Below are 18,022 nucleotides of genomic sequence, written 5' to 3' on the forward strand. Positions count from 1 at the left end.
AGCCCCTTCCCCCCTCCCTCTGCATTTCCCTTCTAGTATAGCACAAAAAAGCCCTTAGCTATATGGATACGTGTACAAATATGACCTTGTTTTATAACCCCCCATTTGCTAGAATGGTAAAAACGGCTTTATCATTCTGTATACGTACACAAAAAAGTTTGTCATTTTTTCCGGCTTTTAAGAGCCGTCTGCCATTCTGCATCCGGGAGGAGGAGCGCTGTGCAGGGACATAAGAAACACCTCTCACAGGGGGTGCGCCGGTGGGTGTTGGTCGCGATGGCCGCCCTCTTGGTGGGGATCGGGGCGGTCGCCGTCTGGAACGCGGTGGCATTGCGGCAGGCGGTCGACCGCCGCACCCAGCAATACCTGACGGACGTCTCCAACCAGTCCGCCCAGCTCATCCGAGCGCGCATCGACGGCACCATGGGCCAACTCGTCCTCACCGCCGAGGACTTGGCGGCGGGCGTCCTCTCCCCCGAAGGGCTGCACGCCCGCGCCTCATTTGCAAAATTTGACGAATTGGCCGTGGTCGGCCCCGCGGGTGAAAACCCCTTCACCGAAGACTACTCCGTCAATTTGGGCGAACTGCCCGCCTTTCAGTCGGCACTCAACGGCACGCGCGTCTTCTGCCCCCTTCCGGGAAAGGACGGGTTTCTCTATCTGGTCCCCCTCGCCCGCGACGGGCAGGTCACGGGGGTGTTGGCGGGCGTCAAATCGAGTGAGAAGATGCGCGCCATCATCGACAACGACTGCTTTGACGGGCAGGGGAGCACCTGCGTCCTCGACAGCGATGGGACCATCCTCGTCTCCCCCACCCAGCGGCCCTTTTCCGCCTTCATCGCCGCCACCCAGTACTCCGAGACGGAGGGGTGGGCGCAGGAGATGCAGGAGGGCCTGCGGCAGGGCCGGGCGGGCAATGTCCTCCTCCCCACCGCCGACGGGGAGGAGATCTGGCTGGACTACCGGCCCATCGGCGACTACGGGCTGTATGTGGCCACCCTCATCCCCCGCGACCTCATCGCCGCCGACGTCGACCTCTCCACCCGGCGGACCATCGGCTTTGCCGTGGGCGCCGCCATCCTGCTGGCGCTGTTGAGCGCGGGCGGGATCATCTACCAGAACTGGACCCGCGCCCAGATGAGGCGGGTCGCCTTTTCGGACCCGGTCACCGGGGGATACAACAACACCCGCTTCCTCTGGGAGGGGGAGCGGCTCGTCCGCCAGCGCCCGGCAGAGGGCTGGGCGGTGATCGCCCTGAACCTGAAGGACTTTCGCCTGGTCAACGAGGTCAAGGGCGAGGAAAATGGCGACGACCTCCTCCGCCGGGTGCACCGCACCCTTCTGCAGCAGCTGGGCGAGGGCGAGTTGGCGGCCCGCGGCGAGGGGGACACCTTCTACCTGCTGGCGCACGGCCCCCAGGAACGGCTGGCTGCCAGGATGGAAGATCTCTCCACCCGGCTGGGGGACATCGACACCGCCGTGGGCCGCCTGCGGGTGAGCCAGGGTGGCTGTCCCGTCGACCCCGCCGACCCCGATTTGGGGGCGGCCGAGCGCCGGGCAAATCTGGCCCGCAGGACCGTGGCCGAGGAATACCCCAGCAGCGCCGCCCTCTTTGACGGCTCATTTGCCGTCCGCCAGGAGGAGGAGATCGAGCGCCTGAAGGAGTTGGAACAGGCCTTTGCCAGGGAGGAGTTCTGCATCTACCTGCAGCCCAAATACCGGCAGCGGGACGGCCATGCCGAGGTGGCTGGGGCCGAGGCCCTGGTGCGCTGGGTCCACCCGGGGCGGGGGTTGGTCCCCCCGGGCGAATTCATCCCCCTCTGCGAGCGCACCGGGCTGATCCGCCAGTTGGATCTGCTGGTCTTTGAAAAGGTCTGCCTGCTGCTCAAAAGATGGGCGGAGCAGGGGCTGGCAGAGGTGCCGGTATCGGTCAACGTCTCCCGCCAGCACATGAAGACCGCCCACTTTTTGGACAGCTACCGCGACATCCTGCAGCGCACCGGTGTCGACGCCCACCGGCTGGAATTGGAGCTGACGGAAAACGTCCTCTTCACCACCCGGGAGATCGGGGAGGCGCGGGACCTGATCGAGCGCATCCACCAGTTGGGGATGCACTGCTCGCTGGACGACTTCGGGGCGGGCTACTCCTCCCTGGGGCTGCTCAAGGACCTGCCGGTGGACACCCTCAAGCTGGACCGGCAGTTCTTCGCCGACAGCCTGCACTCCCCCCGCTCCCAGGCGGTGGTCCGCTCCATCCTCTCTCTGGCCAGGGCGCTGGATATCGAATCGGTGGCCGAGGGGATCGAGGAAGAGGGGCAGGCGGCCTTCCTCTGGGAGGCGGGCTGCGACCTGATCCAGGGATACCTCTACGCCCCGCCCCTGCCGACGGCGGCCTTCGAGTCGCTTCTCCCCCCTGCGAACAACTAAAAAAGGGCCCGCCGGAGCGACCTGCTCCGACGGGCCCTTTTCATCTGCCATGCGCCCTTTATTTAGAAGGTGTTGACCTTTTCAAGCAGGTCGCGCTTCATCCGCCACAGGCTGGGGGAGAGGTCGACATAGTAGCGGTGGGGGTTTTCAAACCGCTTGACCTCTTCCCAAAGGTGGTCCACCTGTTCCAGACAGTAGTTTTGCAGCTGCTGCAAGGAGAGGGGGGTGTAGAGGGACCTGCCCTCGGCAAAGACCTGCTCCAGCACCGGCACCGCGTAGACGTTTTCCAGGGTCTGCTTTTTCCAGGTGGCGTTGGGGTCGAAGATGGTGATGGGCTTCGAGGTGTCCACCTCCTCGCCGAACTCGGTCACATAGTCGGCGATGGCCTGGTGGGTGTCCTTGTCAAAAAAGCGCCAGACCTGCTTGAAGCCGGGGTTGGTGATCTTCTCCACCGTCTCGGAGATCTTGATTTTGGGGATGTAGTGCTCCCCCTCCTGAATGGCCACCAGCTTGTAGACCCCGCCGAACACCGGGTCGGACTTGCTGGTGATGAGGTTCTCCCCCACTCCGAAGGAGTCCACCTTGGCCCCCTGGGTGATCAGGTCGCGGATGATGTACTCGTCCAGCGAGTTGCTGGCCACGATCTTGCAGTCGGTGAGACCGGCCTCGTCGAGCATCTTGCGGGCCTTTTTCGAGAGGTAGGCGATGTCGCCCGAGTCGATGCGGATGCCCGCCGGCCGGTAGCCCCGGGGGATGACCACCTCGTTGAAGACCTTGATGGCGTTGGGGATGCCCGACTTGATGACGTTGTAGGTGTCCACCAGCAGGGTGCAGCTGTCGGGGTAGATCTCGGCATAGGTCTTGAACGCCTCGTACTCCGAGTCGAACATCTGCACCCAGCTGTGGGCCATGGTGCCGGTGGCGGGGATGTGGTAGTCCCGGTCGGCAATGGTGCAGGCGGTGGCGGCGCAGCCGCCGATGTAGGCCGCCCGCGCCCCCAAGATGGCGCCGTCGTAGCTCTGGGCGCGGCGGGAGCCAAACTCCATCACCGGCCGCCCGGCGGCGGCCCGCACCACCCGGTTGGCCTTGGTGGCCAGCAGGGACTGGTGGTTGACCGTCAGCAGGACCATGGTCTCCACCAGTTGGGCCTGGATCACCGGACCCCGCACAATGACCACCGGCTCGCCGGGGAAGACCGGCTCCCCCTCCTTGGCGGCCCAGACGTCGCAGGTGAAGCGAAAGTGCAGCAGGTAGTCGAGGAAGGCCTCGCTGAAGATGTGCTTGCCCCGCAGGTAGTCCACGTCCTCCTGGGTGAAGCGGAGGTTGTTCATGTACTCCACCAGCTGCTCCAGCCCGGCGAAGATGGCGTAGCCGCCCCCGTCGGGGATCTTGCGGAAGAACATGTCAAAGACGCCGATCTTGTCGTCCATCCCGCTCTCCAGGTAGCCGTTGGACATGGTCAGCTCGTAAAAGTCGGTGAGCATGGTCAAATTGCGCTCGTTTTGCAGATCCAGACCCATTTTGCGGTCCTCTCCTTTTTTTGGCTGCCCGGCTCATCCACCCCCGGCAGCCACTCTCATATTTTTCCATCTCCCCCCAAAACGGGGGGAGTGGGCGGCCGCTCTCGGCAGATTGCACAGAAGCCCTTTTCATCCCTCAAACGCGCAGCCGCTTTTCTGTTTATTATAGCACAGAGGGCGGGGGTTGTCATCCCGCCCGATAGCCCTCCACCTTCTGCAAAAAGGACTCCCAGCCGCCGGTGTCCCGCATGATCTGGGGGCAGTTTTTCTCCATGAAATCGTGGTGCTGCTTGATGTTCTCGATCCCCAGCCCGTAGTAGTCCAGCAGGTAGGCGGTGAGCTTGGCGGCGTTGTCCACCGCCCGGTCGTAGTCGCCGTCGTCGTTGACGCAGATCTCCACCCCGATGCCGCACTGGTTTCCCCCGCCGGCGGTCAGCTTGTCGCCGGCGTGCCAGCCCACCTCGTCGTCGGGCAGGTGGTGATAGATCTGGTGGTCGTCCACCGTGTAGTGCCAGGAGAGGGTGCTCTCCACCGATTTTTTCTGTATGTACTCGCTGTGGCGCTGGGCGTCCGCCCCGTCTGAGTGGTTGGCCGTCTCGTGGATGACCACCCACTTGATTTCCCGCTTGATGCCCGGCCGCCCGGCGTTCCCCGCGGGGATGAACTCCTCGGTCACCGGGATGCCGGCGATGGTCTGGGCCCGAGAGGGCTCCACCGGCTGCCGGTACCGGCAGCGCGAGAGGATGAGCAGCCCCCCCAACAGCACCGCCAGCAGCCCAAAGAGGATGGGGCGCAGGGGGAGGTGCCTGTCCCGCCCGCGCGGACGGGGGCGGGAGCGGGGGACCTTTTTCAGCGGCGGCCTTCGCCGAACGGTAGATGGCGGCAATTTCACACTTCCTCTCTCAGCGCTCTCATTTACTAGAGTATACACCATCTCCCGAAAAAATTCTTGACGGCTTTCTTTCGATTTGCCTGCCAACGGCTTCCTTTTTTTGGAAGACATCTGTCCTTGGCAAAGGGCCAATTTGGCGCTACACTGGTAAAAAAAGAGCGGGGGGCCCGCGCGCCGGCCGCCCTGCCACTGGAGGAATCGAGCCAATGGACAAGAGAAAAGTGATTTTAGATGTGGACACCGGCAGCGACGACGCCGTCGCCATCATGACCGCCCTGCTCTCCCCCGAGTTGGAGGTGCTGGGCATCTGCACCGTCAACGGCAACCGCTGCATCGAGATGACCACCGAAAACACCCTGCGGGTGGTGGAGTACCTGGGCAGCGACGTGCCGGTCTTCAAGGGCTGCCATCTGCCCCTGGTCAGCTCCCTGACCCCCGGCCGCCGGCCCCACATGCCCTTCACCGGCCAGGAGGACCCGGAGGAGAACGTCCACAGCGACTACCTGGACTACCTGCCCGCCGCCACCATCCAGCCCCAGCGGCAAAACGCCGTCAGCTGGCTGGTGGACACCCTGATGGCCTCGGACGGGGACATCACCCTGATCCCGGTGGGGCCGCTGACCAACATCGCCGCCGCCATCCGCATCCAGCCCGAGATCGTGGAGAAGATCGGGGAGATCGTCATCATGGGCGGCGCCTATGAGTACGGCAACATCACCCCCGCCGCCGAGTTCAACATCTGGATTGACCCGGAGGCCGCCAAGATCGTGCTGGACTGCGGCGCCAAGATCACCCTGGTGCCCCTGGACGCCACCCACCGCGCCTGCATCTCCCTGGGCGAGTGCGACCAGCTCGACGCCATGAACACCCGCGCCTCCAAGGCCACCTCGGAATTTGCCCGCTACCGCATCAAGGGCTACCGGGTCTTTCAGCCCATGGAGCAGGACGACTGGGGCCCCATCCACGACGCCCTGGCCGTGGCCGCGGTCATCGACCCCACCGTCCTCAAAGACGTCCGCCAGCTCTATGTGGACGTGGACTTCTCCGGCGGCTTTGCCGACGGCATGACCATCTGCGATGTGAACACCCGCGACAAAAAGGCCCGCAAGAACTGTGCAGTCGCCCTGAACGCCGACCGGGAGAAGTTTGTCTCCCTGGTGATGCGCGCCATGGAGCGCTCGCCCAAATAGGGCCTCCCGTTAAAAATCGCCTCTCCGCACTGCCGGAGGGGCGATTTTTTACCTAAAATTTTCCTTTTATTGCGGGGCGGTGGAAAAGCCTTCGCGGTTTTCACAAATCGTGAAACTTGTCGAAAAAAGGGGGCTGTACAGTGTCTATCTCCTGTATGATGCTTAAGGGAAGACTATCTACTAGGAGGTAATAAAAATGAGTACGTTCGCCTATGTGCGGGTCTCCTCCCGCGACCAAAACGAAGACCGGCAGCTGATCGCCATGCAGGAGTTCGGCGTGCCGAAGACCCACATCTACACCGACAAACAGAGCGGCAAGGACTTTGACCGCCCCAGTTACCAGCGGCTGATGCGCCGCCTCAAGCCCGGCGATCTCTTGGTGATCAAGTCCATCGACCGGCTGGGGCGCAACTACGACGAGATCATCCAACAGTGGCGGGAGATCACCAAGCGAAAGCAGGTGGACATCGCCGTGCTGGACATGCCCCTGCTCAACACCCGGCAGGGCGACCGGGACCTGACCGGCGTCTTCATCTCCGACTTGGTGTTGCAGATCCTCTCCTACGTGGCCCAGACCGAGCGGGAGAACATCCGCCAGCGGCAGCGGGAGGGCATTGACGCGGCCAAGCGAAAGGGGGTCGCCTTCGGCCGGCCGCGCAAGCCCATCCCCCCCGATTTCCCCCTGCTCAAACGGCAGTGGCAGGGCGGTTCCATCAGCTCCCGCGAGGCGGCCAAGCGCCTCGGCGTCTCGCAGGATACCTTCCTTCGCTGGACCCGGGAACACTGAAGAGATGCGGCTGATTGGAAATCTTTATGAAAAGAAATGGTAGACTTTACCTTTCGCGCTGCAACCGGCTACGCCCGCCTGTGCTGCGGAAAAAAGCTCCTGAAACCGAGCCTAAAAAAGGCCAACTTTTACAGGAAAACGTGCCTTTTGATGCGCCTTTTACACATTCTCTATTATACCGGCAGCGAAAGAAATTGTCTGCTATATCGAGCAGAAGAGGGAGGGGACGACTTTGCCAAAAGACCTGTTGGAAGAGCTGGCCGACAGCCTTCACTGCACCTATCTGTCCGACCTGCGCCGGGCAGACCTGCGGGCGTTTCTGCCGGAGGCCGTTGCGCGAGTGTCCGCCCACACCTACCCCCTGCGGGAGTGGAACGACGCCGTTGCCTATCTTTTTGGGGAGGATGTGGAGCCCTTTGACGACCCCGAGCAGGCCAAGGCCTTTTTGCAACGGCCCTCTTCTCCCCCGCCCAAGACCCAGTGCTAAATGGCCGCGCAAAAGTTCCCGGACGAGGGCCGTCCGGGACTTTTTTAGTGGGGGCAACTGCCCCGCGATCGGGCAAAAGCGTCCACTCACAGAGGACTCCCCCCGTCGGAAGGGCCCCCTTTCCCTCTTTTGCCGCTGCGTCCCTGGCCGCGGCGAAGACAGGGCCATCCCCCGCACCGGGCCGCCCCCAAACCCAGCGCCGTGTAGGCCCCGCACAGGGTACAGCGGGAGGTCCGGGGGGAAGGCCCTGGGGAACGACCCGCGGGCTTTCCATCCGCCCACCTGCACAGGGGGCGGCTAGAGGGCCCCGACGGCCAGAGGGGCAGCCGGCCGATTTCCAATCTGCGCACCAATGCGGGGTCCGGCTCGGGCCCCACCTGCCGATGTCCGTCTCCGCCTATTCCAAACCGCACGCCTGGACGGGGTGCGGCGGGACACTGTCTGCGCCATCCGCACCGCATACAGGATTTGATTTTCCCTCTGTACAGGGGACCACTTTTAGCCGCCCGGCGGCGCTGGGACGGCGCGAGAATGTCCATCCCCATCCCTCTGTGGGGGCGACCGGGATTTGATGGCCGCTGCATTTTTCGATCCCCGTCCCCGCATGGGAGCGGCTTTGCCGTCGCAGCGGCCAGATATGTGCCCACCCCTTCCGTCTCCCACCGGCGGCCATCGGATCGCGCCCCCCTGCCCTTGAAAACAGACCGCCCTCCCTCTCCCGCCCCCGGCAGGGCGGCGAGCCGGGAAGGGCGGCCAGACGTGTCCCTCGAGAGGAACACCTTGTTTTCTGCCGCCGGATGCGGTAAAATAGATAAGTATTTTTATCACCGGCACCAAAGCGCACAAGGGGGATACGGGGGATGCCTTCCCCGCCTTTTTGGCGCCAATTTTTTAGAAAGGGGGCAGTGATATGGTCTCTCTGCTGGTCAAGGCCTTTGTGCGAGACTGCGAACAGGTGGGGGATACCCGGGTCCGGGCCCGCTACGGCACCCTCTCCGGCGCGGTGGGCATCGCTGCCAATGTCCTGCTCTTTGCCGCCAAGTTGGCGGTGGGCACCCTGGCGGGAAGCGTCTCCATCGTGGCGGACGCGGTGAACAACCTCTCCGACGCGGGCAGCTCCATCATCAGCCTGCTGGGCTTCAAAATTTCCGAAAAACCGGCGGACCGGGACCACCCCTTCGGCCACGGCCGCACCGAGTATGTGGCCGGGCTCATCATCGCCTTTTTGATCTTGCTGCTGGGCTTTGAACTGGGGCGCACCTCGCTGGACAAGGTCCTCCACCCCTCCCCGGTGGAGACCTCGGCGGTGACGCTGGCGGTGCTGGCCGGCTCCATCGCCTGCAAGGTGTGGCTGTGGTCCTTCAACCGGCGCATCGGCAAGGCCATCTCCTCCTCCACCATCCTCGCCACCGCCCAGGACAGCCTCAACGACGTGGTCGCCACCTCGGCGGTGCTGGCGGCGTCGGTGGTCTCCCTGCTGACCCCCCTGAACCTGGACGGGTACATGGGGCTGGCGGTGGCGGCCTTCATCCTCTTTTCCGGGTACGGGGTGGCCAAGGACACCCTGAACCCCCTATTGGGGCAGGCCCCCGACAGCGCCCTGGTGGGCGAGATCTCCCGCAAGGTCCTCTCCCACCCGCAGGTGCTGGGCATCCACGACCTGATGGTGCACAACTACGGGCCGGGGCGGATCTTCGCCTCCCTCCACGCCGAGGTGGACAGCTCCGCCGACATCCTGCAGAGCCACGACCTCATCGACAACATCGAAAAGGACCTGGCCCAGGAGATGGGGATACAGATGATCATCCACATGGACCCCATCGTCACCAACAACGACACCGTCAACGCCCTGCGGCAGACGGTGCTGGAGTGTGTGCAGCGCGTCCGCCCCGACTTGAGCATCCACGATTTTCGCGCGGTGCTGGGCGAGACCCACAGCAACCTGATCTTCGACGTGATGGTGCCGGTGGACTGCCCGGTGAAAAACCACGACCTCTGCACCCAGATCGAGGCGCAGCTGCGGGAAGTCGACCCCCGCTACAATGCCGTCATCACGGTGGACCGAGGGTACCAGGTGGACTACGGCGAGCGCCACGGGTGAAATCCCCCGAAAACAGCCCTCTGACCGAGAAAAAGCCCCCGGCGGGATTTCTTTCCGCCGGGGGCTTTTGATTCGCTGTGCCGCCATTTTGAGGGGACTGGAGGCATGTGCAGGCAATCAGGCGTCGAAGAAGCCGAGGATCGCCATCCCCACCCCCGCCATGGCGATGAGGGCATAGTGTTTGGCCGTGAGTTTTTCCTTGAGGAAGAGCCGGCTCCAGACCACGCTGAGCAGGCAGTAGCTGCTGATGACCGGCGCGGCGATGATGGGGTTGGCGCCGATGGCAAAGACGTAGAAATACTGCCCCACCGTCTCGCAGAGGGCGGCGGCCATCTTGGGCTTTTCGTCCCAGACCACCAGCTTCTGCTTTTTGATGAGCACCACATAGACAAAGGCGCAGATGGCCAGGAAGAGGAAGGTGAACTCATAGGCCATGTTGGCCTGCTCCTCGGCGATCACGGTGTCCAGCAGCAGGGCGTCGGCAAAGGTGCCCAGGCCGTCGATGACGCAGTAGAGGATGGGGAAGAGGACGGCGATGATGCTGCGGGTGTACTTTTTGTCCGGCGAAAGGGCCGCCTCCCGCCGCAGCTGGTCGTCCCGCCGCTTTTCGAGCAGGCTCAAGAGGAAGACCGCCAGGCAGATGAGAAAGACGGCGAAGAACTGGATGCCGTTCATGGTCTGCTTTAGAAAGACAAAGCAGAGGAGGGCCGCCACCGCCCCGGAGGAGTTGCAGATGGGGCTGGAGATGGACAGCTCGATGTAGCGCAGCCCCACATAGCCGAAGATCATGGCCAGAATGTAGAGGAAGCTGGCGGGCAGGTAGGTGATGATGTCCCGCGGCGAAAAGGGGGTGCCGGTGACGAGGAGGTAGATGGCGTGGGTGCCCATCACCAGCCCCACGGCCATCACCATCTTCCAGTGGCTGTACTTGTCAGAGGGCTTGGAGCCCATTTTGCTGAAGAGGTCGGAGCCGCTCCACCCGAGCAGCGCCAACATAGAAAACCAAAACCAGGTCATTGTATCCAATCATCCTTTTGCACAATTTGCCGCCGGGGGAAACGGCCGGTCGCTGCGAAAGGGGCGGTCGCTCACCGCAGCGCGGCGGCTCCCTGCGGGGGCGGCCTGCGGGGAAAGCGGTGGGCAATGCTGTCCCAGCAGCCCACGTGGGGGCAAAACGAAACGGGTTTCACAGTGCATTGTCCTTTCTGCGCGGCCCGCGGGCCCGCCTGGTCTTTTGCAATCACGCAAAGCGGTTTATTGTATCACGGCGGGGCGCGCCCCGTCAAGCCAGGGGCATAAAAAGGCTGTTTGGGGCCCATACTCCCCCTAAATCAAAAGGAGGCGTTATGCAGATGTCTGAAATCAAGAGAAACACCGACCCCCTCGCCGAATTGCCCGAGGGGCTGGGGATGGCCCTGGCCCGCAACTTCCCCGCCATGGAGCGCTTTGGCTCCCTGCCGGAGGCGGCCAAGCGCCAAATCGTCGAGCACACCCACCAAATTGGCTCCAAGCAGGAGATGGCCGCCTTTGTCCAGCAGATCGCCGAGGGAAAAACCGGCTTTTAAGGGCCCTTGCCAAAACCGCCCAAACCGTGTACCATAGGGGTGTGGCAGAGATTGCCAACACAAAATTTGGGAGGTCTTTCTATGCGTGAAATCATCTCTTTTCTGCAAGATGCCGGCGCTTTCTTCCTGGCCACCGACGACGGCGGCCAGCCCCGGGTGCGGCCCTTCGGCTCGGTGATGGAGTTTGAGGGAAAGCTGTTTTTCTGCACCGAGAACACCAAAGCCGTGTACCGCCAGTTGGCGGCCAATCCCAAATGCGAGATCTGCGCCCTCAAGGGGGAGGAGTGGCTGCGCCTGTGCGGAAAGGCCGTCTTTGTAGACGACAAGGCCGCCAAAGAGGCCATGTTTGCCGCCGACCCCGCCCTGGACGCCATCTACGGCACCCCCGAAAACCCCGAGTACGTGGTCTTTTATCTGGACGGGCTGACCGCCCTGCTCTACCCCGAGGAGGGGGAGCCCACCAAACTGCTGTAAACGTTCACAGAAAAAAGCAGAGCCGCCCCCAGCGGGCGCCTCTGCTTTTTTTGTTTGCCCTTACAGCCGCTCCAGCAGCCGCATCTTGATGGCCACCACCCCGGCCGCCTCTTCCTGCGCGGGGGTGTAGTACTGGTAGATGCCCGCCATCTTCTTCTCCAAGCTGTCCGCCGGGCCGCAGCGGCCGTATTCCAGGTCGGAAAAGAGGGCGCGAAAGGTGGGGTAGCGCAGCAGCCCCTCCACCCGCACCACCAGCCGGCGGCTGCGGTCGGCAAAGTCGGTGAATACGATCTCGTCCCCCAGCTGCAGATCCCAGGTCTCCCGGTCGTACAGCCGCAGCTCAAACTCCTTTGAGCCGTTTAAAATATTCCCAAACGCCTTGGGGTTGATGTCCAGTTGGCGGCGCATCGCGCGTCCCCCTCTTCTCTTTTTTTCAAAGCATACCACAACCGGCAGGCTTTGAAAAGGGGTCACTGCACCAGCCAGACCCGGCGGTGCTGCACCCCGAACGAGAGGGCGTCGCTGTGCCGGCCCACCGCCAGGTCGATGGTCTGGCCGCGGATGGCGCTGCCGGTGTCCTGCGCCTTGCGAAAGCCGATCCCCTCAATGTAGAGGGTGGAGCCCAGGGGGATGACTTCGGGGTCCACCGCCACCGTCACCCCCGCGCAGACCGGGTCGCCGCTGCGGGTGGTGTCCGAGCCGCCGCAGATGTGCGCATAGCGCTCGGTACAGTAGGCACAGAGGGTGAATTCCCCCAGCTCCTCCGCCGCAAAGGGGGCGGTGAGGCCCCCCTCTTCCATCGCGGGGAAATGGGCGGAGACGGCCGCGCAGGGGCGGGCGGTCAGCGCGCCCCCCGCCCCGCTGCCGCCGGTGAGGAGGAAGGGGGAGAAGGCGCAGAACAGCAGGGCCACAAACCGTCGTTTCACAGTGCGCGCACCCCTTTTTCAAGTTTTAGCACTCTATACATTTGATTGCCAATCATTTTAAAATTGTTCATATTTCATCCCTTGATTTGTCACAAATGCGCAGTATACTGCAGTTGTAAGGAAGAGAAAGAGGGGATTTCCAATGGGACACAACCGAATGTGACCCCGCAAATGGAGTCCGAAAAACCGTTCACAGCAGAGAATGAGAAATGGAGGAATCGACAATGTTTGAACTCATGCCTTTTGGGACCATCCGCAACAACCCGTTCCACGAGCTGGACAAATTGGAAAAACAGCTGTTTGGCGATTTCGGCAGCGACTTTTCCCAGTTTCGCACCGACATCATCGAAAAGCCGGACAAATACGTTTTGAAAGCCGACCTGCCGGGGTTTGAGAAAAAGGACATCAAGGTGGACCTCAAGGGCGACACCCTGACCATCACCGCCCAGCACGACGAGTCCAAGGAGGACCGCCACGGCAACTACCTGCGGCGGGAGCGCAGAAGCGGCTCCTACACCAGGAGTTTCAGCGTCGCCGGCATCCAGGCCGACGGCATCGACGCCGAGTACAAGAGCGGGGTGCTGACCGTCACCCTGCCCAAAGAGCCCACCATCACTCCCCCGTCCCACCAAATCGAGATCCGCTAATACACCCGCAAAGGGGCCGCGCCGCTGGGCGCGGCCCCTTTTTTCTCCCTCTTCTAAGTCGCCAAGTCAGCCCTCTCCCCCGCCGGAGCGCGCAAATCCCCCCTGCCCGCCGCCGCAGAGGGGGCAATTTTGAGGCGGGGCGCAGTCGTAGGCGGGGAAGCCGCAGCGCCGGCAGCGCCAGCCGCGCGCCTCCCGTGCCCGCAGGAGGGTCCCTCCCTCGACCTGGGCCGCCAGCTGCCCAAAGCGGTCTCCGTGGGTCTTCTCCACCGAGGAGACCTCCAGAAAGAGGGCCGCCGCCTGCAAAAAGCCCTCGTCCCGGGCAATCTGGGAGAGGGCGGCGTAGAGCTCCCACTCCCGGTACTCGTCCTCCTGCGCGTCCCGCAGGGAGGCGCCCAGGTCGCCGCTGTGCACCGGATAGGCGGCGGTGAACTCGATCTGGCTGCCCGCCAACGGGGCCAGCAGCCGGTAAAAGGCGCGGGCGTGGGCCTCCTCCTCTTTTGCCGTCTGGCGAAAGACCCGGCAGACGGTCAGGCAGCCCTCCCTCTCGGCCCCGTCCGCCGCCAGCAGATAGCGGGTGCGGGCCTGGCACTCGCCGGCAAAGGCGCGCATCAAATGTTCTTTTGTCTTGCTGTCTTGCAGCTTCAAAAAAGAAGCCCCCTCTCGTTTTGCTGCCTTGAGTATGGCAATTTTTTGCAGGGGGTATGCACAAAGAGAAAAGCCGCCGGAATAACCCGACGGCTGCCGGCGCAGACTAGCAGTACAGCGCCATTTGACAAGGAGGATTTGGAGATGAACGAGTTTACCGCACACCTGAGCGAGGACAGCTACTTTGCCGGGCTGCCCAAACTGGTCCAGGAGACCATCAAGCAGACGGGGGTCGAGTTTTCCTCGCAGGAGGAGTTGCGCCAGTACGCAGAGAAGCTGATGGACCGCTAGGCGCGTCCACTGCACAAAAAAGGCGGGGAGGCCCAATGGGCCTCCCCGCCTTTTGTCGCGGTGTGAAAAGTGCTACTTCTCTTCGGTTTTGGGGGCCGCCTTTTTGGCGGCGGGCTTCTTGGCAGCCGGTTTCTTGGCCGGCGCCTTCTTGGCTGCGGGCTTTTTGGCGGCCGTCTTGGAAGCGGTCTTGGAGGTGCGGGTCACCGTCTTTTTGGCCGGGGTCACGTCGGTGATCAGCCAGGCCTGGTTGTCGCCGGCCACGTCGTCCCAGATCTGCAGCTGGGCGCCGTCGCACTTGGCCATATCGACGATGTCGAGGCACTTGCCGGTCTGCTTGGATTTGATGCGCACCAGGTTCTCGCCGATCTCCTCTAAAAACCAGAGCTGGTTGTCGCCGCCGGCGAACTCCCACTGGTGCAGGCGGGTGCCGTTGTCGGTGCCGCCCATCTCCACGTCCAGGCACTTGCCGGTGCCCTTGTTGAGGATCTTGTAAAAGCGCCCCTCTTTTTTAAACTGCCACTGCTGCTCCTTGGCGGCGCCCGCCTCGGCCAGGTAGATGGCCTCGCGGCCCTCGCCGGCGGCCTCGATCACTTTGGTGCTGTCTTTGGCGGAAATGGTGTAGACCTTGGTGGCGGTCAGTTTTAAGCTTGTCTCTTTTGCAGGCATGGTGTTGGCTCCTTCTCTCCAAATAGTCGTCTCATTTATAAACCGGCGGCAGGAATCGTCGACAAAACAATACTATGTATAAAGGCAAGACTGCCGGTGATATCGTGTACTCAGTATACCATTTTTTGAAAAAAAGGCAAATTTTTCGCTTTGTAAAGCGGTTTTTTCCCCCTTTGCCCCCAGTTTTTCGGGCGCAAAGGGGGGCGAAGCCCGTCGATAGGGGCTGGCTTTCTCCACCTCTTTGCCAAAAACTCTGTACCTGTCCCCCCGCAATTGGACAGATGCACAGTTTTTCCCAAAATCCCTATGCCGTCTTGACCTGGCGCCAAAAAGGAATACCATAGAAGAGTTGTCAAAAACCGGTTCTCCCGAACCGTCAAGAAAGGACGATCGCCGTGACCCGCGACATGACCCAGGGCAGCCCCATCCGCCTGCTGCTCACCTTCTCTTTTCCCCTCCTCATCGGAAACTTGTTTCAACAGTTTTACAACATGGCCGACACCATCATCGTGGGGCGCACCCTGGGGGTGAACGCACTGGCTGCGGTGGGGGCCACCGGCTCCATCATGTTCTTGGTGCTGGGGTTTGCCCAGGGCCTGGCCGGGGGGCTGGCGGTCATCACCGCCCAGCGCTTCGGCGCGCAGGACGCCGCGGGGGTCCGCCGCTCCTTCACCACCTCCATCCTCCTCAGCGCCGGGTTCACCCTGCTGCTCACCGCCGTCAGCCTGCTGGCCGCCCGCCCCCTGCTGGAGGGGATGAACACCCCCGCCGACATCATCGACGACGCCTACCGCTACCTGTCGGTCATCTTCATCGGCATCTTCGCCTCCCTCTTCTTCAACCTCCTCTCCAGCGTCATCCGGGCCCTGGGGGACAGCCGCACCCCGCTGCTCTTCCTCATCATCGCCTCGGTCTGCAACGTGGTGCTGGACATCGTCTTCATCGTCAACTTCGGCATGGGGGTGGCCGGGGCCGCCTGGGCCACCGTCATCGCCCAGGTCCTCTCCGGGCTGCTCTGCCTGCTCTACATCTTCCGGCGCTTTGCCATCCTGCGGCTGCACCGGGAGGACTGGGCCTGGCGCGGCCGCTTTGCCTGGGAGCACCTGCGCATCGCCACCCCCATGGCCTTTCAGTTTTGCATCATCGCCGTGGGCAGCATCGTGGTGCAGGGGGTGCTCAACGGCTTTGGCTCCACCACGGTGGCGGCCTTCACCGCCGCCTCGAAGATCGACCAGCTGGCCACCCAGCCCCTGGCCTCCATCGGGGTGGCCATCGCCACCTTTTCCGCCCAGAACTACGGCGCCGGAAAGTACCGCCGCATCCGGGAGGGGGTGCGCAAGTCCACCCTTCTCTCCCTGGCGTTCTCCCTGGCGGGGGCGGGGCTGGTCATCGGCCTGGGGCACCCGCTGGTGCGGCTGTTTGTGGGGGAGGCCGACCCCGCCGTCTTCACCCAGGCCCAGACCTATCTCAACTTGGTCTCCGTCTTCTACTTTTTGCTGGGCTGCGTCTTTGTCTACCGCAACACCATCCAGGGGATGGGGCGTGCCATGGTCCCCATGGTGGCCGGCGTCTTTGAGCTGGTGATGCGGGTGGCCGCCGCCCTGGTGCTGGCCCGGTTCATCGGCTATGCCGGCGTCTGCCTGGCCTCCCCCCTGGCCTGGCTGGGCTCCTGCGCCCTGATCGTCCCCACCTATCTGGCCACCCTGCGCCGTCTCCTCCCCCGGGAGGAGACCTCCTCCGGCGAGGGGACGGCCGACGAGAAATGAAAAAAAGGACTGGACCCGCATGGGTCCAGTCCTTTTTTACAGCCCCTTGGCAAAGGTGTAGGTCCGCTCCCCCGACAGCCGGGGCAAGAACTGGTAGCCGTCCTCGCAGAAATCCCGGACGGCGCGCGGGTCTGTCACCCGCTGCTTGACCAGGTAGCGCGCCATCCGCCCCCGGGCCATCTTCGCCTCGGTGGGGAGGCACTTGAGCTCCCGCCCCCGGCGCACCAAAAACCGGCAGGTGATCCACTCCTCCCCGCCGCCCAGGTGGGGGACAATGGCGCGGGCATACTCCCCCGACGCCAGGTTGAGCACCGGCCCGCCCCCCTCAAAGAGGGCCTTCGCCAGCCGGTCGCCCCAGTGGGCGTAAAGGTCGCGGCTCTCCCCCACCGCCAGCTTGCAGCCCATCTCCAGCCGATAGGGGGCCACCCCGTCGCAGGGGGCCAGCAGGCCGTAGAGGCCGCTGCCGATGCGCAGGCAGGTGTCGGCAAAGGCCAGCTCCTCTCCTGTAAAGTCCTCGGGGGCCATGCACTTGTACTGCAGCCCCACATAGGCGTAGAGGGCGGGGGCCAGGGGCCGCTCCACCCCAAACTCCTGGTAGAGGGAAAAGGCCTGCAGTCCTAGCTTGGGGCTGATTTTCATCAAACTCTCCAACTGCCAGGGGGCCAGCTCCCGCAACTGTCCCGCCAGCCGCGCGGCGTCGGCGGCAAAGCGGGGGGCGCGCAGGACCGCGTCGGGGCGGGTGTAGGGGCGCATCTGCTTGGCGGGGGACAAAAAGGCCCGCATCGCTCTCCCCTCCTCTCTTCCAATTTTCTTTCAGTGTACCACAGGTCGGCGGCGCATGCCAGTCAAAAGACGGGCTTCAGCGGCTGTTCAGCTCGAGGGCCAACGCGGCGAGGGCCCCACCTTCCACCGCCTGGAGCGGGAGGTCGAGAAGGGGAGAGAGACACTCCCTCACCTGGCGGTAGCGCGCCGCCAGCGCCTGGGCCGCCTGCTCTCCGGCGGGGGGCAAGCAAGGCCGCCCCTCCCGCTGGGCCACCAAATCGTCTGCCGCCAGGGCCTGCAGCATCCGGTCAACGCTGGCCTGGGCGACCCCCAGCCGCCGCGCCAGGTCGGCCGAGCGCAGCCGCCCGCCCGCTTTCAAAATGAGCAGGTAGCGCAGCCCTACCACCGTCGGCTGCGCCCCTCACAGCCCCTTTGCCCGGGTCTTTGCGGCCATCCCCTCTCCCCTTTGCAGCGCGCCGCGCCCAGCGGTTAGTATTGTATAACTTTGTTTTTGGTTTACCCTTTCCGACAGCGGTTGTCAACCGTCTTTTTTCCCGCTCCTGCCCCAAGGCAGGGGGCGCTTTCCTGCCCCAAATGCCCAAAATTCCGCCCGGGCACACCCCCATCTTCGTGGCAATTGGCCCTTGTTCCCATCCCCTGGCAGCCGTATAATGGGAGGGCCAAACGGGGGCGCAGAGACAGGCGCCCCCATACACTGTGCACATCGGGAGGTGAGAGAGGATGCGTGTTCGAAGGTGGAGGGACAGATCGGCCGGACCCGACTGCCCTCCGGGGCAAATCGCCCTGTGCGCCGCTGCGCGGCCTCTCCCCTCCCGCTTTCGGTAGGGGGCGCGCAGTCCGTCGCCCAGACGGCGA

19 protein-coding genes are annotated in these 18,022 nt (G+C 63.5%); 10 read left to right on the top strand and 9 right to left on the bottom strand.

Annotated elements, in window-relative coordinates; all coding sequences use genetic code 11:
- Positions 1-219 precede the first annotated feature (219 nt).
- Positions 220-2,427: a bifunctional diguanylate cyclase/phosphodiesterase gene (locus BN3266_RS12135; RefSeq protein WP_059005343.1), complete on the top strand. Its 2,208-nt coding sequence runs from the start codon at positions 220-222 to the stop codon at positions 2,425-2,427.
- Between the two features lie 62 nt (positions 2,428-2,489).
- On the opposite strand, the gene BN3266_RS12140 is transcribed toward BN3266_RS12135, so the two are convergent.
- Complete coding sequence (locus BN3266_RS12140) at positions 2,490-3,947, bottom strand: nicotinate phosphoribosyltransferase (RefSeq protein WP_021659372.1); 1,458 nt, start codon at positions 3,945-3,947, stop codon at positions 2,490-2,492.
- Positions 3,948-4,134: 187 nt separating this feature from the next.
- Positions 4,135-4,839 carry a peptidoglycan recognition protein family protein gene (locus BN3266_RS12145; RefSeq protein WP_195891626.1) on the bottom strand — a complete coding sequence of 235 codons (705 nt, stop codon included), beginning with the start codon at positions 4,837-4,839 and terminating at the stop codon, positions 4,135-4,137.
- A 206-nt stretch (positions 4,840-5,045) separates the two neighbouring features.
- Here BN3266_RS12145 and BN3266_RS12150 point away from each other — a divergent pair, with 206 nt between their 5' ends.
- From BN3266_RS12150 to BN3266_RS12165, 4 genes are all read left to right on the top strand, one after another.
- Positions 5,046-6,029 (top strand): nucleoside hydrolase, encoded by a 984-nt coding sequence (locus BN3266_RS12150; RefSeq protein WP_021659375.1) that lies wholly within the window; start codon positions 5,046-5,048, stop codon positions 6,027-6,029.
- Positions 6,030-6,225: 196 nt separating this feature from the next.
- Complete coding sequence (locus tag BN3266_RS12155; protein ID WP_021659376.1) at positions 6,226-6,816, top strand: recombinase family protein; 591 nt, start codon at positions 6,226-6,228, stop codon at positions 6,814-6,816.
- 232 nt (positions 6,817-7,048) lie between these two features.
- The gene (locus tag BN3266_RS12160) at positions 7,049-7,303 is read left to right on the top strand and encodes a hypothetical protein (protein WP_059005347.1); all 255 of its coding nucleotides are present in this window, start codon (positions 7,049-7,051) and stop codon (positions 7,301-7,303) included.
- A 910-nt stretch (positions 7,304-8,213) separates the two neighbouring features.
- Positions 8,214-9,404, top strand: a complete 1,191-nt coding sequence (locus BN3266_RS12165; protein WP_059005349.1) for a cation diffusion facilitator family transporter — start codon at positions 8,214-8,216, stop codon at positions 9,402-9,404.
- 117 nt (positions 9,405-9,521) lie between these two features.
- Here BN3266_RS12165 and BN3266_RS12170 read toward each other — a convergent pair whose 3' ends face one another.
- On the bottom strand, positions 9,522-10,421 hold the full coding sequence (locus BN3266_RS12170; protein WP_021659381.1) for an EamA family transporter: 900 nt from the start codon (positions 10,419-10,421) through the stop codon (positions 9,522-9,524).
- A 335-nt stretch (positions 10,422-10,756) separates the two neighbouring features.
- Here BN3266_RS12170 and BN3266_RS12175 point away from each other — a divergent pair, with 335 nt between their 5' ends.
- Both BN3266_RS12175 and BN3266_RS12180 read left to right on the top strand, forming a co-directional pair.
- On the top strand, positions 10,757-10,969 hold the full coding sequence (locus tag BN3266_RS12175; RefSeq protein WP_044992523.1) for a hypothetical protein: 213 nt from the start codon (positions 10,757-10,759) through the stop codon (positions 10,967-10,969).
- An 81-nt stretch (positions 10,970-11,050) separates the two neighbouring features.
- The gene (locus BN3266_RS12180; RefSeq protein WP_059005350.1) at positions 11,051-11,443 is read left to right on the top strand and encodes a pyridoxamine 5'-phosphate oxidase family protein; all 393 of its coding nucleotides are present in this window, start codon (positions 11,051-11,053) and stop codon (positions 11,441-11,443) included.
- A 60-nt stretch (positions 11,444-11,503) separates the two neighbouring features.
- Here BN3266_RS12180 and BN3266_RS12185 read toward each other — a convergent pair whose 3' ends face one another.
- Together BN3266_RS12185 and BN3266_RS12190 are read right to left on the bottom strand one after the other, a co-directional pair.
- Complete coding sequence (locus tag BN3266_RS12185; RefSeq protein ID WP_059005352.1) at positions 11,504-11,851, bottom strand: ASCH domain-containing protein; 348 nt, start codon at positions 11,849-11,851, stop codon at positions 11,504-11,506.
- A 62-nt stretch (positions 11,852-11,913) separates the two neighbouring features.
- Positions 11,914-12,369, bottom strand: a complete 456-nt coding sequence (locus BN3266_RS12190; RefSeq protein WP_207644013.1) for a 3D domain-containing protein — start codon at positions 12,367-12,369, stop codon at positions 11,914-11,916.
- Positions 12,370-12,593: 224 nt separating this feature from the next.
- On the opposite strand from BN3266_RS12190, the gene BN3266_RS12195 reads away from it, so the two are divergent.
- The gene (locus BN3266_RS12195) at positions 12,594-13,016 is read left to right on the top strand and encodes an Hsp20/alpha crystallin family protein (RefSeq protein ID WP_044992501.1); all 423 of its coding nucleotides are present in this window, start codon (positions 12,594-12,596) and stop codon (positions 13,014-13,016) included.
- Positions 13,017-13,082: 66 nt separating this feature from the next.
- On the opposite strand, the gene BN3266_RS12200 is transcribed toward BN3266_RS12195, so the two are convergent.
- A complete protein-coding gene (locus tag BN3266_RS12200; protein WP_059005357.1) occupies positions 13,083-13,661 on the bottom strand; it encodes a rubrerythrin family protein in 579 nt (192 codons plus the stop codon).
- 144 nt (positions 13,662-13,805) lie between these two features.
- Here BN3266_RS12200 and BN3266_RS14125 point away from each other — a divergent pair, with 144 nt between their 5' ends.
- A complete protein-coding gene (locus BN3266_RS14125) occupies positions 13,806-13,952 on the top strand; it encodes a hypothetical protein (protein WP_195891627.1) in 147 nt (48 codons plus the stop codon).
- Positions 13,953-14,024: 72 nt separating this feature from the next.
- Here BN3266_RS14125 and BN3266_RS12205 read toward each other — a convergent pair whose 3' ends face one another.
- On the bottom strand, positions 14,025-14,618 hold the full coding sequence (locus BN3266_RS12205) for an RICIN domain-containing protein (RefSeq protein ID WP_021659391.1): 594 nt from the start codon (positions 14,616-14,618) through the stop codon (positions 14,025-14,027).
- A 395-nt stretch (positions 14,619-15,013) separates the two neighbouring features.
- Here BN3266_RS12205 and BN3266_RS12210 point away from each other — a divergent pair, with 395 nt between their 5' ends.
- Complete coding sequence (locus tag BN3266_RS12210; RefSeq protein ID WP_059005359.1) at positions 15,014-16,384, top strand: MATE family efflux transporter; 1,371 nt, start codon at positions 15,014-15,016, stop codon at positions 16,382-16,384.
- A 36-nt stretch (positions 16,385-16,420) separates the two neighbouring features.
- On the opposite strand, the gene BN3266_RS12215 is transcribed toward BN3266_RS12210, so the two are convergent.
- On the bottom strand, positions 16,421-17,167 hold the full coding sequence (locus BN3266_RS12215; RefSeq protein ID WP_059005361.1) for a YaaA family protein: 747 nt from the start codon (positions 17,165-17,167) through the stop codon (positions 16,421-16,423).
- A gap of 76 nt (positions 17,168-17,243) precedes the next feature.
- On the bottom strand, positions 17,244-17,552 hold the full coding sequence (locus tag BN3266_RS12220) for a helix-turn-helix domain-containing protein (RefSeq protein ID WP_059005363.1): 309 nt from the start codon (positions 17,550-17,552) through the stop codon (positions 17,244-17,246).
- Positions 17,553-18,022: the final 470 nt, after the last annotated feature.

The sequence above is a fragment of the Bittarella massiliensis (ex Durand et al. 2017) genome, from assembly GCF_001486165.1.
Lineage (GTDB): Bacteria > Bacillota > Clostridia > Oscillospirales > Ruminococcaceae > Bittarella > Bittarella massiliensis.

Coding starts and splice junctions, on each gene's coding strand:
- BN3266_RS12180 (WP_059005350.1), top strand. CDS start 11,051: ATGCGTGAAATCATCTCTTTTCTGCAAGATGCCGGCGCTTTCTTCCTG.
- BN3266_RS12185 (WP_059005352.1), bottom strand. CDS start 11,851: ATGCGCCGCCAACTGGACATCAACCCCAAGGCGTTTGGGAATATTTTA.
- BN3266_RS12175 (WP_044992523.1), top strand. CDS start 10,757: ATGTCTGAAATCAAGAGAAACACCGACCCCCTCGCCGAATTGCCCGAG.
- BN3266_RS14125 (WP_195891627.1), top strand. CDS start 13,806: ATGAACGAGTTTACCGCACACCTGAGCGAGGACAGCTACTTTGCCGGG.
- BN3266_RS12150 (WP_021659375.1), top strand. CDS start 5,046: ATGGACAAGAGAAAAGTGATTTTAGATGTGGACACCGGCAGCGACGAC.
- BN3266_RS12165 (WP_059005349.1), top strand. CDS start 8,214: ATGGTCTCTCTGCTGGTCAAGGCCTTTGTGCGAGACTGCGAACAGGTG.
- BN3266_RS12205 (WP_021659391.1), bottom strand. CDS start 14,618: ATGCCTGCAAAAGAGACAAGCTTAAAACTGACCGCCACCAAGGTCTAC.
- BN3266_RS12195 (WP_044992501.1), top strand. CDS start 12,594: ATGTTTGAACTCATGCCTTTTGGGACCATCCGCAACAACCCGTTCCAC.
- BN3266_RS12140 (WP_021659372.1), bottom strand. CDS start 3,947: ATGGGTCTGGATCTGCAAAACGAGCGCAATTTGACCATGCTCACCGAC.
- BN3266_RS12215 (WP_059005361.1), bottom strand. CDS start 17,167: ATGCGGGCCTTTTTGTCCCCCGCCAAGCAGATGCGCCCCTACACCCGC.
- BN3266_RS12155 (WP_021659376.1), top strand. CDS start 6,226: ATGAGTACGTTCGCCTATGTGCGGGTCTCCTCCCGCGACCAAAACGAA.
- BN3266_RS12170 (WP_021659381.1), bottom strand. CDS start 10,421: ATGACCTGGTTTTGGTTTTCTATGTTGGCGCTGCTCGGGTGGAGCGGC.